The 13,731-nt window shown below is 63.5% G+C and carries 11 protein-coding genes; 8 read left to right on the top strand and 3 right to left on the bottom strand.

The window, feature by feature from the left end:
• Positions 1 to 1,725 (bottom strand): fumarate reductase/succinate dehydrogenase flavoprotein subunit, encoded by a 1,725-nt coding sequence (locus FUT88_RS14925; RefSeq protein ID WP_147216270.1) that lies wholly within the window; start codon positions 1,723 to 1,725, stop codon positions 1 to 3.
• On the bottom strand, positions 1,722 to 2,507 hold the full coding sequence (locus tag FUT88_RS14920) for a GntR family transcriptional regulator (RefSeq protein ID WP_147216268.1): 786 nt from the start codon (positions 2,505 to 2,507) through the stop codon (positions 1,722 to 1,724). The genes FUT88_RS14925 and FUT88_RS14920 overlap by 4 nt, the downstream gene beginning before the upstream one ends.
• A gap of 215 nt (positions 2,508 to 2,722) precedes the next feature.
• Between FUT88_RS14920 and FUT88_RS14915 the strand changes: the two genes are divergently transcribed.
• From FUT88_RS14915 to FUT88_RS14880, 8 genes are all read left to right on the top strand, one after another.
• Positions 2,723 to 3,658 carry a helix-turn-helix domain-containing protein gene (locus FUT88_RS14915; RefSeq protein WP_147216266.1) on the top strand — a complete coding sequence of 312 codons (936 nt, stop codon included), beginning with the start codon at positions 2,723 to 2,725 and terminating at the stop codon, positions 3,656 to 3,658.
• A gap of 271 nt (positions 3,659 to 3,929) precedes the next feature.
• Complete coding sequence (locus tag FUT88_RS14910; RefSeq protein WP_147216265.1) at positions 3,930 to 4,919, top strand: ABC transporter substrate-binding protein; 990 nt, start codon at positions 3,930 to 3,932, stop codon at positions 4,917 to 4,919.
• A 198-nt stretch (positions 4,920 to 5,117) separates the two neighbouring features.
• Complete coding sequence (locus tag FUT88_RS14905; protein WP_147216263.1) at positions 5,118 to 6,707, top strand: sugar ABC transporter ATP-binding protein; 1,590 nt, start codon at positions 5,118 to 5,120, stop codon at positions 6,705 to 6,707.
• A complete protein-coding gene (locus FUT88_RS14900) occupies positions 6,704 to 7,753 on the top strand; it encodes an ABC transporter permease (protein WP_147216261.1) in 1,050 nt (349 codons plus the stop codon). The genes FUT88_RS14905 and FUT88_RS14900 overlap by 4 nt, the downstream gene beginning before the upstream one ends.
• Positions 7,750 to 8,823: a galactofuranose ABC transporter, permease protein YjfF gene (gene yjfF, locus FUT88_RS14895; RefSeq protein ID WP_147216259.1), complete on the top strand. Its 1,074-nt coding sequence runs from the start codon at positions 7,750 to 7,752 to the stop codon at positions 8,821 to 8,823. The genes FUT88_RS14900 and yjfF overlap by 4 nt, the downstream gene beginning before the upstream one ends.
• 225 nt (positions 8,824 to 9,048) lie before the next feature.
• Entirely contained in the window at positions 9,049 to 10,623 is a 1,575-nt protein-coding gene (locus tag FUT88_RS14890) for a methyl-accepting chemotaxis protein (RefSeq protein WP_147216258.1), read from the top strand.
• Positions 10,624 to 10,735: 112 nt separating this feature from the next.
• Positions 10,736 to 11,710 carry a helix-turn-helix domain-containing GNAT family N-acetyltransferase gene (locus tag FUT88_RS14885; protein WP_147216256.1) on the top strand — a complete coding sequence of 325 codons (975 nt, stop codon included), beginning with the start codon at positions 10,736 to 10,738 and terminating at the stop codon, positions 11,708 to 11,710.
• Positions 11,711 to 11,745: 35 nt separating this feature from the next.
• Complete coding sequence (locus tag FUT88_RS14880) at positions 11,746 to 12,555, top strand: arylamine N-acetyltransferase family protein (protein ID WP_147216254.1); 810 nt, start codon at positions 11,746 to 11,748, stop codon at positions 12,553 to 12,555.
• A 39-nt stretch (positions 12,556 to 12,594) separates the two neighbouring features.
• On the opposite strand, the gene FUT88_RS14875 is transcribed toward FUT88_RS14880, so the two are convergent.
• Positions 12,595 to 13,494, bottom strand: coding sequence for an alpha/beta fold hydrolase (locus FUT88_RS14875; protein WP_222614271.1), 900 nt, complete (start codon positions 13,492 to 13,494; stop codon positions 12,595 to 12,597).
• Positions 13,495 to 13,731: the final 237 nt, after the last annotated feature.

Genomic DNA, 13,731 nt, shown 5'->3' with positions numbered 1-13,731 from the left:
TCATGCAGCCTTCGGAATGCGCATGTGCGCGTAGGAATCGGTGCCGAGCACATCGACAGGGATGACATACGGCTCGACGGCCTGCTTGCGGCTGGCCATGGCGCCGTGTGCGTCCTTGTACAAGCGTGTGTGGCAGAACCAATTGGCGTCGTCGCGTTCGGGGTAGTCCACGCGATGGTGATACAGGCCCCAGCGGCTTTCGGTGCGGAAGAGCGAGGCGCGCGCGGCCATCTCGGCGCAATCGCGGATGAAGCTGACTTCCATCGCGCGCATCAGCTCATGCGGATTGCGTGCGTGCAGGTGCGTGATGTCTTCGGCAATCTCGTCGAAGCGCCGCAGGCCGATTTCCATCTTGCGCGTGACCTTGGGCGGCTGGAGGTAATCGTTCACCATGCGGCGCAGCTTGTATTCCACTTGCGCAGGCGCGAGGCCATGATCGCGTTGCAGCGGCGCAAAGATGCGCGTGCGCTCGCGTTCGATTTGCGCGTCGTCGACGCGGGCGTCGCCTTGCCGGCCGGCGATGTAGTCCGCCGCGTTCTGCCCCGCAAACCAGCCGTACGTGAATGCGCCGAGCATGTAGTTGTGCGGCACGGCGGCCATGTCGCCCGCCGCGTAAAGGCCAGGCACGGTGGTTTCCGCGCGCGCATTCACATACACGCCAGACGCGCTGTGCCCGCTGCAGAAGCCGATTTCCGAGATGTGCATCTCCACCATCTGCGTGCGGTAATCGGTGCCGCGCCCCGCGTGGAAGCGGCCGCGGCTCGGGCGCTCGTTGGTGTGCAGGATGGTCTCGATGGTCTGGATGGTTTCTTCGGCCAGGTGGTCGAGCTTGAGAAACACCGGCCCCTTGCCGCCCTGCAGCTCCTGGTAGAACTCCCACATCATCTGGCCGCTCCAGTAGTCGCACTGGATGAAGCGCTCGCCGCGCGCGTTGGCGGTGTAGCCGCCCAGCGGGCCGGTCACATACGCACAGGCGGGGCCGTTGTAGTCCTTGATGAGTGGGTTGATCTGGAAGCATTCCAGGTTGGAAAGCTCCGCGCCCGCGTGATACGCCATCGCATAGCCATCGCCCGCGTTGGTGGGATTTTCGTATGTGCCCATCAGGTAGCCGGAAGCCGGCAGGCCAAGCCGCCCGGCGGCGCCGCAGCTCAGCACCACGGCCTTGGCGCGCACCACGAGAAGATCCGCCGTGCGGCAATCGAAGCCGAGCACGCCGCAGGCGGCCCCATCGGCATCCGTCAGCACGCGCGTGACGACGATGCGGTTCGTGATCTCCACCCGCGCACGCTTGAGCTGCCGGTACAGCACCTTCTTGATGTCGTGCCCCTCTGGCATCGGCAGCACGTAGCTGCCCATGTGATGGACCTTCTTGACGGCGTAGTCGCCGGTTTCGTCCTTCTCGAACTTCACGCCCCAGCGGTCCAGCTGCTCGATGGTGGCGAAACTGTGCTGCGCATAGGCATACACGCCCGATTGATCGACGATGCCATCGTTGGCCAGCGTGATCTCGCGCGTGTATTGCTCGGGCGTGGCATGCCCGGGAATGACGGCGTTGTTCAGCCCGTCCATGCCCATGGAGATCGCGCCGCTGCGCTTCACATGCGCCTTGTCGATCAGCAGCACACGCAACGCGGGATTGCGTTCTTTTGCCTTGATGGCCGCCATCGGGCCGGCCGTGCCGCCGCCCACGACGACGAGGTCGTACTCCAGTTCCAGCGTATTCATACGGTGCCTTGCAAAGGAAGGATGGATTGCGCATGCGCCGCCACCTGCCGATCCAGCCGAAGCCGGTACTGGAAGGCGTCGCCGCGAAAATAAAGGCGTTCGAAGTCGATGGGGGCGCCCTGTGCGTCGTGCGTCAGGCGTTCTACGCGCAGCAGTGCCGCGCCTGCGCCCGTGTCGAGCGCGGTGGCTGTCGCGTGATCGGCCAATGCCGCATCGATGGCCAACGTCGCGTGGCCCAGCGCCACACCCGCGTCCTGCTCCAACACGAGAAACACATCGCGCGTGACGAGGTCCGCCCGGGCGACGATGCTGCCCAGTGCTTCCGGCAGCCACGTCACCTCAAGCGACACGGGCGACTGGTCCAGCAACCGCACGCGATGCAACTCCACGACGGCCGTGCCGGGCGCCAGCTGCAGCGCTTGCGCCACGTCGGTCGGCGCCGGGACGGTCCGCAGGATCAGCACGCGATTGCGAATCGCGTGACCTTGTGCCGACATCGCCTCGGCAAAGCCCTGCAGCGCGGTCACGTTCTGAAAGGCCTTCGGCTGGCTCACGAACGTGCCCTTTCCGTGGCGGCGGAAGATCAGCCCTTCGTTCTGCAGATCGGCCAGCGCCTGGCGCACGGTGATGCGGCTGGCGTTGAACTGCTCGCCCAGCGCCGCCTCCGAAGGCAGCAGCGAGGCGGGCGCGTAGTGGCCGCTGAGAATGCCCTCGCGCAGCGTGCCCTTGATGCGCTCATAGAGCGGCGGGGCAGGCTGGCGGTGCAAATTAGAGGTGGTCATCGATGGGCGCAACTCGTCATAACAAGTGCGCCCAGTGTAAAAAGCAGAGGTATGCGGCGGAACGAAGCTTTTTCGATATGCATGCTCGGTTTTTGACGCGAGCCGCCGCTATAGTGGCGAGATCGTTTTGCGCCCGCGCGCGGCGCACGCGGGTCGACATCTGATGCACGGAGCGCCGCACCTCAGACGGCGCGCGAAAACAACGGATACGGGTGATGGATCTGGGCGCACGCCTGCAAGACTTTTCTGCCGGCTTTGCCGATACGTTGCGGCAAGCCATGCACGACGTCGGCTTCGAGTGGCTCTCGTTTGGCCTGATGGAATACATCGGCGAGGCGGGCAAGCAGCGGGGCGAGCAACGCGTGCTCTACAACACCAATTCCCCCGCCGGGTGGGAAGAGCGCTATCTGGAGCAGCGCCATTTCGAGATCGACCCGCGCATCGCGCTGCAAGGGGACTGCGGCTTGCCCCTGGCGTGGGACATTCCTTATCTGCATGAACGCGTGGGCACGGAGCACACCGACCCCCGCGTCGAAACCTTCTTCGCGGATCTGGCCCGCTTCCACCTGCACAGCGGCATCGTCTGGGGCGCGCCATTGCGCCATCAGATGACGCCGCGCTCCACCTGGATCGTCTTCTGCAGCCTGTCGTCATCCAGGCCAGACCGCGCGTGGATGAACGACACGGTGATGGGCGGCGCCATGCGCATCATCGTGCGCGCCTGCACGCATCTGGAAGAGGCGCGCGACAGCGCCCAGCGGAACAAGGAGATCGCCACGCGCGCGTCGTTGCCCGCGCATGTCCTGCGCCGCGTGATGGAGTTTGTGGAAGCCAATGTGACGCAGCCCATCAGCGTGCGCGACATGGCCCATATTGCGGACCTCAGCGTTCACCACTTTGCCCGCAGCTTCAAAGAGGCCAGCGGCCGCACGCCGCACCAGTACGTGACCGAGCGCCGCCTGCAGCTTGCCAGCCGTCTGCTGACGGAGACGCGCATGTCCGTCCTGGAGATCGCAACCGCGGTGGGCTTCGAAAGCGCGAGCCATTTTGCGGTGGTGTTCCGCCGCCGCCAGGGCCTGTCGCCCAATGACTTCCGGCGCCAGCGCGTGGCGTTTTCACACGTGGCGGCATCGCTGGCCGAATCGGGCTGAGCGGCCGCACGGCTGGTCGTAGCCGTGTGCGATTTTGGTGCGCTGCACGATGCGCAAACACGCCATCTGATATCAAAACCGATATCGGTTGGCCCCCAAAAAAACATTAGACGGTCATGTCAGGCTGTCCATACCATGGCTCACCACGAATCGTCGGCAGCGGAAGACGGGCGCCGCATGCCGGATTCGACTCGTGTATCGCGTTGCAAAGACGACGTGCGCAGCCCCGGGGGCAGTGACCGGCTGCGTTCCACCATAACGGAGACAAACGATGAAAAAAACGAGCGCTGCGTGCGCGCGACGGACCGTATTGACCTTCCTGGCCACCGCGGGTGTGCTGCTGGCCACGGGCTTGACGACAGCGGCTCACGCGGCCGACAAGTCGTTCACCATGGGTTTCGCACAGGTGGGTGCCGAGAGCGAATGGCGCACCGCCAATTCGGAGTCGATCAAATCGACGGCCAAGGCGCAGGGCGTGAACCTGAAGTTCTCCGACGCGCAGCAGAAGCAGGAAAACCAGATCAAGGCGATCCGCTCGTACATCGCGCAGAAGGTCGACGTGATTGCGTTCTCGCCGGTGGTGGAATCCGGCTGGGACACCGTGCTGCAGGAGGCCAAGGCCGCCAAGATCCCGGTCATCCTCACCGACCGCGGCATCGACAGCAAAGACACCTCGCTCTACACCACGTTCATCGGTTCGGATTTCGTCGAGGAAGGCCGCAAGGCGGGCCGCTGGCTGCTTGAAAACGTCAAGCCCAAGGGCGGCGATGTGAACATCGTCGAACTGCAAGGCACCGTCGGCTCCGCACCCGCCATCGATCGCAAGCGCGGGTTTGAAGAGATCATCAAGGCCGACCCGCACTACAAGATCATCCGCTCGCAAACCGGCGACTTCACCCGCGCCAAGGGCAAGGAAGTGATGGAAGCCTTCCTGAAGGCCGAGGGCAAGAAGATCAACGTGCTGTTTGCGCATAACGACGACATGGCCATCGGCGCCATCCAGGCCATTGAAGAAGCCGGGCTGAAACCGGGCAAGGACATCACCATCATTTCCATCGACGGCGTGAAGGGCGCGTTTGAAGCCATGATGGCCGGCAAGCTGAACGTGACGGTGGAATGCAGCCCGCTGCTCGGGCCGCAGCTGATGGACACCGCGCGCGACGTGCTGGCAGGCAAGGCCGTGCCCAAGCGCATCGTCACCAAGGAAGGCATCTTCCCGATGGAGGTGGCGGCCAAGGAGTTCCCGAACCGCAAGTACTGATCCTGCTGCGCGGCCCGATCTTGACACCGGGTTTGCCGAACTCGTGCTCGCCGTACCCATGTACGGCTGCCGGTTTGGATAACTCGTCCTGCCAACCTCGGGCCGCTCGCTACGGATCATGAACAGGTTCGGAGCATGCCGGCAGCGCGGGTTACGGTGACTCGCCTGCCGGCTGCGCCACGTTAACAGGTGACACCCATGTCCGATCACGTTGATCAACCCGCCGCGACAGATGCACGCGGCGCGCTGCTGCACATGCGCGGCATCTGCAAGAACTTTCCCGGCGTGCAGGCGCTGGCCGGGGTCGATTTCCGCTTGTTGCCCGGTGAGGTGCATGCCCTGATGGGGCAGAACGGTGCCGGCAAGTCGACGCTCATCAAAGTGCTGACCGGCGTTGAAGCGCCGGATGCGGGCGAGATCCTGCTAGGCGGTCAGCCCATCGCGCCGGGCTCGCCGCTGGAGGCGCAAAAGCTCGGTATCAGCACGGTGTATCAGGAGGTCAATCTCTGCCCGAACCTGACCGTGGCGGAGAACATCCACATCGGCCGCTTTCCCATGCGGCTGGGCAGCATCGACTGGCGCGCCACCAACCGGGCGGCGCAGGCGCTGCTGGCGGATCTGAACATCCACATCGATGTGACGCTGCCGCTGTCGCTGTATCCGGTCGCCATTCAGCAGATGGTGGCGATTGCGCGCGCGCTCTCCACCGAAGCCCGCATCCTGATCCTGGACGAGCCCACCTCAAGCCTGGACGACGATGAAGTCGCCCGGCTGTTTACCGCCATCCGCACGCTCAAGGCGCGCGGCATGGCCGTGCTGTTCGTCACGCATTTTCTGGAGCAGACGTACGCGATTGCCGACCGCATTACCGTGCTGCGCAATGGCCGGCTGGAAGGCGAATACGCCGCGCGCGATCTGCCGCAGCTGCAACTGATCAACAAGATGGTCGGGCGCGACATTGATGCGAGCCGTTTCGAGCGCACCGAAGTGCCGCCCGTGGACGACACGGCGCCGGCATTCCTGAGCGCGCGCGGCATGGGCCGCCGTGGCGTGGTGCAGCCGCTCGATCTGGACGTCCGCCCCGGGCAGGTGTTGGGCCTGGGCGGCCTGCTGGGTTCGGGCCGCACCGAGACCGCGCGCCTGCTGTTCGGCGTAGACCGCAACGATGCGGGCTCGATCAACGTGCAGGGCCAGTCCCACCAGTTCAGCTCGCCGCGTGACGCCATCCGGCAGGGCATCGGCTTTTGCCCGGAAGACCGCAAGACCGAAGGCATCATTGCCGAGCTGTCGATTCGCGAGAACATCATCCTCGCGCTGCAGGCCAAGCGCGGCCTGTTCCGCTATCTGCCCAAGAAGCGCCAGCGTGAGATTGCCGACCAGTACATCGCCCAGCTCGGCATCAAGACGCCCGACGCTGAAAAGCCCATCGGCCAGCTCTCGGGCGGCAACCAGCAGAAGGCCGTGCTCGCGCGCTGGCTGGCGACCGACCCCGCCATGCTGATCCTGGATGAGCCCACGCGCGGCATCGACATCGCCGCCAAGCTCGACATCATGGACCTGGTGACCGCGCAGTGCCGCAAGGGCATGGCCATCCTGTTCATCTCCAGCGAGCTGCCGGAGGTGCTGCGCGTAAGCCACCGGCTGGCGATCCTGCGCGATCGCAAGAAGGTGGGCGAGCTGGCCGGCGCCGATGTGACCGAAGACAACCTGTGCCACGTGATTGCCGGCGGCGACGTGCCCGCCAGCCAGTCCAACACCCAGTCCACCACCACCGGAGGCGCCGCATGAATCCCGCCAATCTGCGCGCACTGACCAGCCACCGATTGTTCTGGCCCGGCGTGACGCTGCTCCTGCTGTGTCTGCTCAACGCGTGGTTCAACCCGCATTTCTTTCACCTCGACGTTCGTAATGGGCATCTGTACGGCAGCCTGATCGACATCCTCAACCGCGCAGCGCCGCTGATGCTCGTCTCGCTCGGCATGACGCTGGTGATTGCGGTGGGCGGCATCGATATTTCGGTGGGCGCGGTGGTCGCCATATCCGGCGCCATTGCGGCATCGCTTGTCGGCGGCACGCTGGTCGTGCAGAACGGCCTGCCTGTCTACGTGACCAAGGTGCCGCTGCTGCTGGCGCTGCTCGCGGCCGTGGGCGCGGCGCTGGTGTGCGGCATGTGGAACGGCCTGCTGGTGGCGGGGGCGGGCATGCAGCCCATCATCGCCACGCTGATCCTGATGGTGGCCGGCCGCGGCGTGGCGCAGCTCATTACCGGCGGGCAGATCATCACCGTCTACTACGAGCCGTTCTTCTTCGTAGGCAACGGCTATCTGTTCGGCCTGCCGTTCGGGCTGTACATCGCCGCCGCCGTGCTCGGCCTGTTGCTGCTGTTGATGCATCGCACGGCGCTGGGCCTGTTCATCGAGGCCGTCGGCATCAACCCCGTGGCCGCGCGGCTTGCGGGGCTGAATACCAAGGCGCTGCTGTTTGGCATCTACGCGTTCTGCGGAGCCATGGCCGGTGTTGCGGGGCTCATCATCTGCTCCAACGTCAAGAGCGCGGACGGCAACAACGCCGGGCTGCTGCTCGAGCTTGACGCCATCCTGGCCGTCACGCTGGGCGGTACCTCGCTGGCGGGCGGCAAGTTCAGCCTGTGGGGCAGCGTGATCGGCGCGCTCATCATCCAGACGCTTACCTACGCGATCTACTCCATGGGCGTGCCGCCGGAAATCAACCTCGTGGTGAAAGCCGTGGTGGTGTTTGCCGTGTGCCTGGCGCAATCGCCGGCGTTTCGCAGCATGCTCTTTCAACGCCACAGCCGTGCAGGGGCGCAGTCATGAGAATCAATCCACGGCGCTTACCGTTCTACGTCACGCTGTTTCTGTTTGCGCTGCTGTTCGGCTTCGGTTCGGTCACTTACACGGGCTTCTTCAGCGTGCAGGTGTTTCTCAATCTGCTGATCGACAACGCGTTCCTGATCGTCGTGGCCATCGGCATGACGTTCGTCATTCTGTCGGGCGGCATCGATCTATCGGTGGGGGCGGTGGTGGCGCTGACCACCATGATCTCGGCCGCGCTGGTCGAGCACCACGGCTGGTCGATCGGTGTGGTGGTGCCGCTGGTGCTCGCCGCCGGGTGCCTGTTCGGCCTGGTGATGGGCGTGCTGATCCAGGTGTTCCGCATCCAGCCGTTCATCGTCACGTTGGGCGGCATGTTTCTCGCGCGGGGGCTGTGCTACCTCATCAGCATCGACTCGATCAGCATTACGGACCCCATCTACACCGCGCTCTCGCAGTACAAGGTCCAGGTGGGCGGCGGCAACTACGTGTCGCCCAGCGTGGTAATTGCGCTGGTCGTGTTCGCCGCGGCTGCGTGGCTTGCGCATTGCAGCCGCTTTGGCCGTACGGTGTACGCGCTGGGCGGCAATGAGCGGTCTGCCTTGCTGATGGGCCTGCCCGTGGCGCGCACGCGCATCCTCGTCTATGTGCTCAGCGGCTTCTGCTCGGCGCTGGGCGGTGTGCTGGTCACGTTCTACATGCTGTCCGGCTACGGGCTGCACGCGCAAGGGATGGAACTGGACGCCATTGCCGCCACGGTGGTCGGCGGCACGCTGCTCACCGGTGGCGTGGGGCTCATCAGCGGCAGTGTGGTGGGCGTGCTGTTGCTGGGCGTCATCCAGTCGTTGATCACCTTTGACGGCACGCTCAGCTCCTGGTGGGCGCGCATTGCCATTGGCGTATTGCTGTGCGTGTTCTGCCTCATGCAGCGTTTCCTGGGGCGCGTGCAACGGGGGACGTCATTGCCGCCCGCGAGCCCGCACAGGCCGGCGCAGCGGTCCAATGAATCGGCCAAGGACACTCCTGCCTCGGCCATGCTCATGCAGTCGCACGCCGTGCCACCGTTCAACTAGGCGCACGCATTCTTCCTGCTCAATGTCGCCCGTCGCTCGAACGGGCCGACGCTCCGATGTCTTCCGTCGCGCACCCAACCTGCCAATGCATGCATGGATGCAGGGCGCAATGTGGACGCTTCAACTCACGCACTTAAGGTATTTCCACGGCCTACCGATATGCAGACGTAGAAGATCCAACAATCCGGAGCACGTGCGTCCGGAGAAACAAAGCGGGGGGAAATCATGCCGTCTATCGTGCATTCGGTGCGCTTCAAATTGCTCGGCGCGTTCGGTCTGTGTCTGGTGCTTCTGCTGGCCACAGGTGTGTTTGGGGTGCGCGGCCTGATGCGTCTGAACGGCAACATTGTCGACGCGTACGCCAGCAACACGCTGCCCATCGCCAAGCTTGCCGAGCTTCGTAGCACGCAACTGGACGTACGCCTGCAACTGCGCCGCGCACAGGTCTTCACGGACGATGCAGCGCAGGTTGCAGGAGCCGTGCGCACCATGCGCGCAGATCTGGACAAGATCAACGGTGCGTGGAAGCAGTACTACCCCGCCAGCGTGACGAGCGAAAAGGAACGCGAAGTCGCCAGCAAGATCAACGACGCCCTGCCGCAATTCAACACCGCCACAAACGAAGCGATCGAAGCGCTGCAAAGCGGCCACCACGACGCGGCCGCGCAGATCATCAACCGCCATGCCTCCTCCGGACAGGCCGTGAGCGACCTGCTCACAAAAGACATTGCGCTCAACCTGGAAGAGGCCAAGGCCTCCGTCGACGATAGCGAGGCCACCTACCACTCCATCTTCAGCGTGGCCGTTGTGCTGGTGTGTGCGGGGTTTGCGGTGGGCGTGGGCATGTGCTGGTATCTGCTGCGCGCCATCTCTCGTCCGCTGAGCCGCGCGGTCAACGTTGCCAACCACATTGCCGGCGGGCAGTTGGAGAACAACATCGTGATCGACACGCGGGGCGAGTTCGGCGAACTGCTGGCCGCCCTGCGCACGATGGACCACCAATTGGCCGAGACGGTGCGCGGCATCAAGGTATCGGCCGAATCCGTGACGGTGGCGTCCAAGGAAATTGCGGCCGGCAACATTGATTTGTCTTCGCGCACGGAACAGCAGGCCGCATCGCTGGAGGAAACCGCGTCGAGCATGACGCAGTTGACGGAGACCGTGAAGCAGAACGCCGAGAACGCCGCCCAGGCGGACAGCCTTGCCTCCAGCGCCAGCACGATCGCGCAGGCCGGCAACGAGGCCGTGCAGGCCATGGTCGGCACCATCGACCGGATCAGCACCAGCTCCGGCAAGATTTCCGAGATCACGGGGTTGATCGAGGGCATCGCCTTCCAGACCAACATCCTCGCGCTCAACGCCGCAGTGGAAGCCGCGCGCGCCGGTGAGCAGGGCAGGGGTTTTGCCGTCGTTGCCAGCGAGGTGCGCACCCTTGCGCAACGCTCGGCCTCCGCCGCCAAGGAAATCAAGGGATTGATTGGTGACTCTGCTGCCGTCGTGCAGGCGGGCTCGCAGCAGGCCGCTGCGGTGGGCGAGACCATGAGCGAAGTGAAGGACGCCATCCGCCGCGTGTCGGAGATCGTGGCCGAGATTGCCGCTGCCTCTGCCGAACAGAGCCGTGGCATCGAGCAGGTCAACCAGGCTGTCACGCAGATGGACGAGGTCACGCAGCAGAACGCCGCCCTGGTCGAGCAGGCCGCCGCCGCAGCGCAATCGCTGGAAGAGCAGGCGACGACCTTGCGGCACGCGGTGTCGGTGTTCCGCTTGGCGGACGGGGCGGGACGGCCCGCGTTTGCTTAAGCGGCCCGCGCGGATGAGGCGTTAGGCGCGCTTCCATTCAGGAATTGCCGGTCTTGTAAAAGTTGTTTCGTGCAACTATATTGGTTGCATGAAACAACTATTTGAGGCCGGCATGGACATCATTGAAGCGCCCGCGCAATCGCGCGAACAGACCATCCGCGAGTTGCGAGAGGTGTCCCGCAAGCTCGTTCGCGAACTGGGCTTCATGCGCAACACGCTGGCGGAGAGCGACTTGCCGCCCTCCGCCGTGCACGCGATTCTGGAGATTGCCGGCGCGCCCGGCATCCAGGCGCGCGACCTGGCCGAACGCCTGCGGCTGGACAAATCGAGCACCAGCCGCCAGGTCACGCGGCTCGAATCTGCCGGGCTGGTCGAACGTCGCACGCGCGCCGACGATGCCCGATCTTCCGAACTGCACCTGACCAAGAGCGGCCAGCAGGTGCGCCGCAAGATCGACGCATTTGCCTCCGAGCAGGTTTCCAACGCGCTGCGCCACCTGACTCCGGCGGATCAGCAGCGGCTTGTCGCATCGCTGTCGCAATACGTCAGCGCGCTGGCCGATGACAACGACCACAAGCCCGCGCAAGCCCCCGCCGATGCCGGGCCCCAGATCGTGCAAGGCTACGTGCCCGGCTGCATTGGCGACATCGCCAGCCTGCACGGCCGCTTCTACGCGCAGCACTGGGGCTTTGGCGTGTTCTTCGAGCGCCGCGTCGCCAAGGAACTCGCCGACTTTGCGCAAACCTTGCCCGATCCAGACAAAGCTCTCTGGCTGTGTGTGGAGAACGGCCGCTGCCTCGCATCGCTGGCGATCGATGGCAATCCGCACTATCGTGCTGCACACCTGCGCTGGTTCATCGTGGACGATTCCCTGCGTGGCACCGGCATTGGCCGTAAGCTCATGTCGCAAGCCATGCGCTTTGTCGACGAGCGCTTTGACGAGACCTACCTCAACACCTTCAAAGGCCTGGATGCCGCCCGTCACCTGTACGAATCGTTCGGCTTTCAGCTCACGCAGGAAGAAGCCGGTACGCAGTGGGGCAGCACCGTAACCGAACAACAATTCCGCCGCCGCAAACCGGGCTGACCTTGCGTCGCCCCAGGCGCACAAGGAGACCGTACGTGACATCGCAACTGAATCTGGATGCCTATTTCAACCGTATCCAGTGGGGCGGCAGCGTCAGCCCAAACTACGACACGCTCGCGCAGCTGGTGCACGCGCACATGCGGCACATTCCGTTCGAAAACCTCGACGTGCTGCTCGGACGCGGCATCCGCATCGACCTGGAAAGCCTTCAGAACAAGCTCGTTCACGCACGCCGCGGCGGCTACTGCTTCGAGCACGCCACCTTGTTTGCTGCCGTGTTGGAGCAGCTTGGCTTTCAGCCGACGCGCCACTCGTCGCGCGTCGTCCTCCTCGCCCCGCGCACCGAGGCGCCGCGCACCCACATGTTCCTGACGGTGCCGTTGCCCGAAGGCACCTTCGTCGTCGACCCCGGCTTTGGCTCTTTGGCCCCGCGTGTGCCTGTGCCGCTGGATGGCACGCAAGCCAATATCGACGGAGAACTGCACTGGATGGTGCGTGACGAAGACCGCTGGATACTCCGCGCCCAGGTGCGCAGCGACACGCCGGTCGACGCATGGGTCACCACGATGGAGCAGGACTACCCGATCGATTTCGAAATGGCGAACCACTACACGAGCACGTATCCGAACTCGCCCTTCATGAACCGCATCCTCATGCGGTCGTTGACCGACGAAGGGCGCGTGACGGTCATGAATCGGGACGCCACGATCTGGCGCGGGAATACGCCGTACAGGTTCGAGCTGGAAGATCGCCGCGCGTTGCGTGGGCTGTTGGTTGAGTACTTTGGGATTGATCTGCCGGAGGTGGAGGGGATGCGGGTGCCGGGGGTGGAGGGGTGGAATTGAGGAGGACGGTTTGTAAGTCGCGCCGTCCGCCAGCCGATGTCAGGTCTGCCTCTGTAGGAATTTGCGAAGAACATCCGCAGTCCGTTCCGGCATTTCTTCAGGAAAAAAGTGGCCGCCATCAAGCGCAAGACCTTCAACGTCACATGCAAAACTCCGCCAGATTTCTAGTGGCCCGCCATCGTCTTGGTACCACTTTTCGATTCCACCGTTTTTACTCCACACTGCAAGTAAAGGGCAGGTCACCTTTTTATTTGCAGCCATATCTGCAGCGTCATGCTCACGGTCTATCGTTGCGGCTGCTCGATATTCCTCACAAATTGCATGAACACGCGCGGGATCGCGCAACGCATCGATATATGCATTTCGCACGTCTATTGAAAACGTGTCGGCTGCGGTTCCCCAGGAGTTCAACGCATTATCAATAACCGCGTCTGGTGCTGCCGAAATCAGTCGTTCTGGAAGCGGGGCGGGCTGAGATAGCAGTGACCACGGCCAGAAGGCCAATGCCAATTTCGCGTCAGCCCTGTCCCAGACCACTTCCGTCGGCAAGATATCGAGCACAGCAAGAAGGCGGACAGAGGCCGGGAAATCCAAGGCCATACGGTGTGCAACGCGGGCGCCTCTGTCGTGACCAACGACCGCGAAATGCTCATGGCCGAATCTATGCATGAGTTCAACCATGTCGCTTGCCATTGCCCGTTTGCTATAAGGCGCGTGGTCGGGGGTTGAATCAGGACAGCTGCTCTTTCCGTATCCACGTAGGTCGGGGCAGAACACTTCATGCTGATTGGAGAGTCGTGGCGCGATTTCCCTCCACATCAAATGTGTTTCAGGAAAGCCGTGAAGCAGAAGCAACGGTGGACCTGAGCCGAGTCTTTTGAGGAATATCTCAGCTTCGCCTGTATTGACAGTGATACCTGGGGCGCTATCGAACATCATGGTGCCTCATAGAGGACGATGTGCGATTCATTATGGACGATGGACTGCTCTTTGCCCGACGTGTACCACGGACCGCTTACGATAGATTCATGCAGCCAATGCAAGTGATCTACGTTTTCTCGTAGCTAAAAAAAGATAAAGAGCGGAATTGGATAGAGAAGAAAGAACAGCGCTCTATCAATCAGGTCCGTGCGGGCAATGATGAGTGTGCTTGCTGACGCGTCGACCGCTGGCGCC

The sequence above is a fragment of the Ralstonia sp. TCR112 genome (assembly GCF_007997035.1).
In the GTDB taxonomy this organism is placed as follows: Bacteria; Pseudomonadota; Gammaproteobacteria; order Burkholderiales; family Burkholderiaceae; genus Ralstonia; species Ralstonia edaphi.
The sequence above is the reverse complement of the archived record's forward strand: the minus strand, read 5'-3'. Positions and strand labels throughout refer to the sequence as shown.

What these genes read in the sequence shown, in the direction of transcription:
- FUT88_RS14925 (WP_147216270.1), bottom strand. Translation starts at nt 1,725, where the DNA reads ATGAATACGCTGGAACTGGAGTACGACCTCGTCGTCGTGGGCGGCGGC.
- FUT88_RS14920 (WP_147216268.1), bottom strand. Translation starts at nt 2,507, where the DNA reads ATGACCACCTCTAATTTGCACCGCCAGCCTGCCCCGCCGCTCTATGAG.
- FUT88_RS14915 (WP_147216266.1), top strand. Translation starts at nt 2,723, where the DNA reads ATGGATCTGGGCGCACGCCTGCAAGACTTTTCTGCCGGCTTTGCCGAT.
- FUT88_RS14910 (WP_147216265.1), top strand. Translation starts at nt 3,930, where the DNA reads ATGAAAAAAACGAGCGCTGCGTGCGCGCGACGGACCGTATTGACCTTC.
- FUT88_RS14905 (WP_147216263.1), top strand. Translation starts at nt 5,118, where the DNA reads ATGTCCGATCACGTTGATCAACCCGCCGCGACAGATGCACGCGGCGCG.
- FUT88_RS14900 (WP_147216261.1), top strand. Translation starts at nt 6,704, where the DNA reads ATGAATCCCGCCAATCTGCGCGCACTGACCAGCCACCGATTGTTCTGG.
- yjfF (WP_147216259.1), top strand. Translation starts at nt 7,750, where the DNA reads ATGAGAATCAATCCACGGCGCTTACCGTTCTACGTCACGCTGTTTCTG.
- FUT88_RS14890 (WP_147216258.1), top strand. Translation starts at nt 9,049, where the DNA reads ATGCCGTCTATCGTGCATTCGGTGCGCTTCAAATTGCTCGGCGCGTTC.
- FUT88_RS14885 (WP_147216256.1), top strand. Translation starts at nt 10,736, where the DNA reads ATGGACATCATTGAAGCGCCCGCGCAATCGCGCGAACAGACCATCCGC.
- FUT88_RS14875 (WP_222614271.1), bottom strand. Translation starts at nt 13,494, where the DNA reads ATGATGTTCGATAGCGCCCCAGGTATCACTGTCAATACAGGCGAAGCT.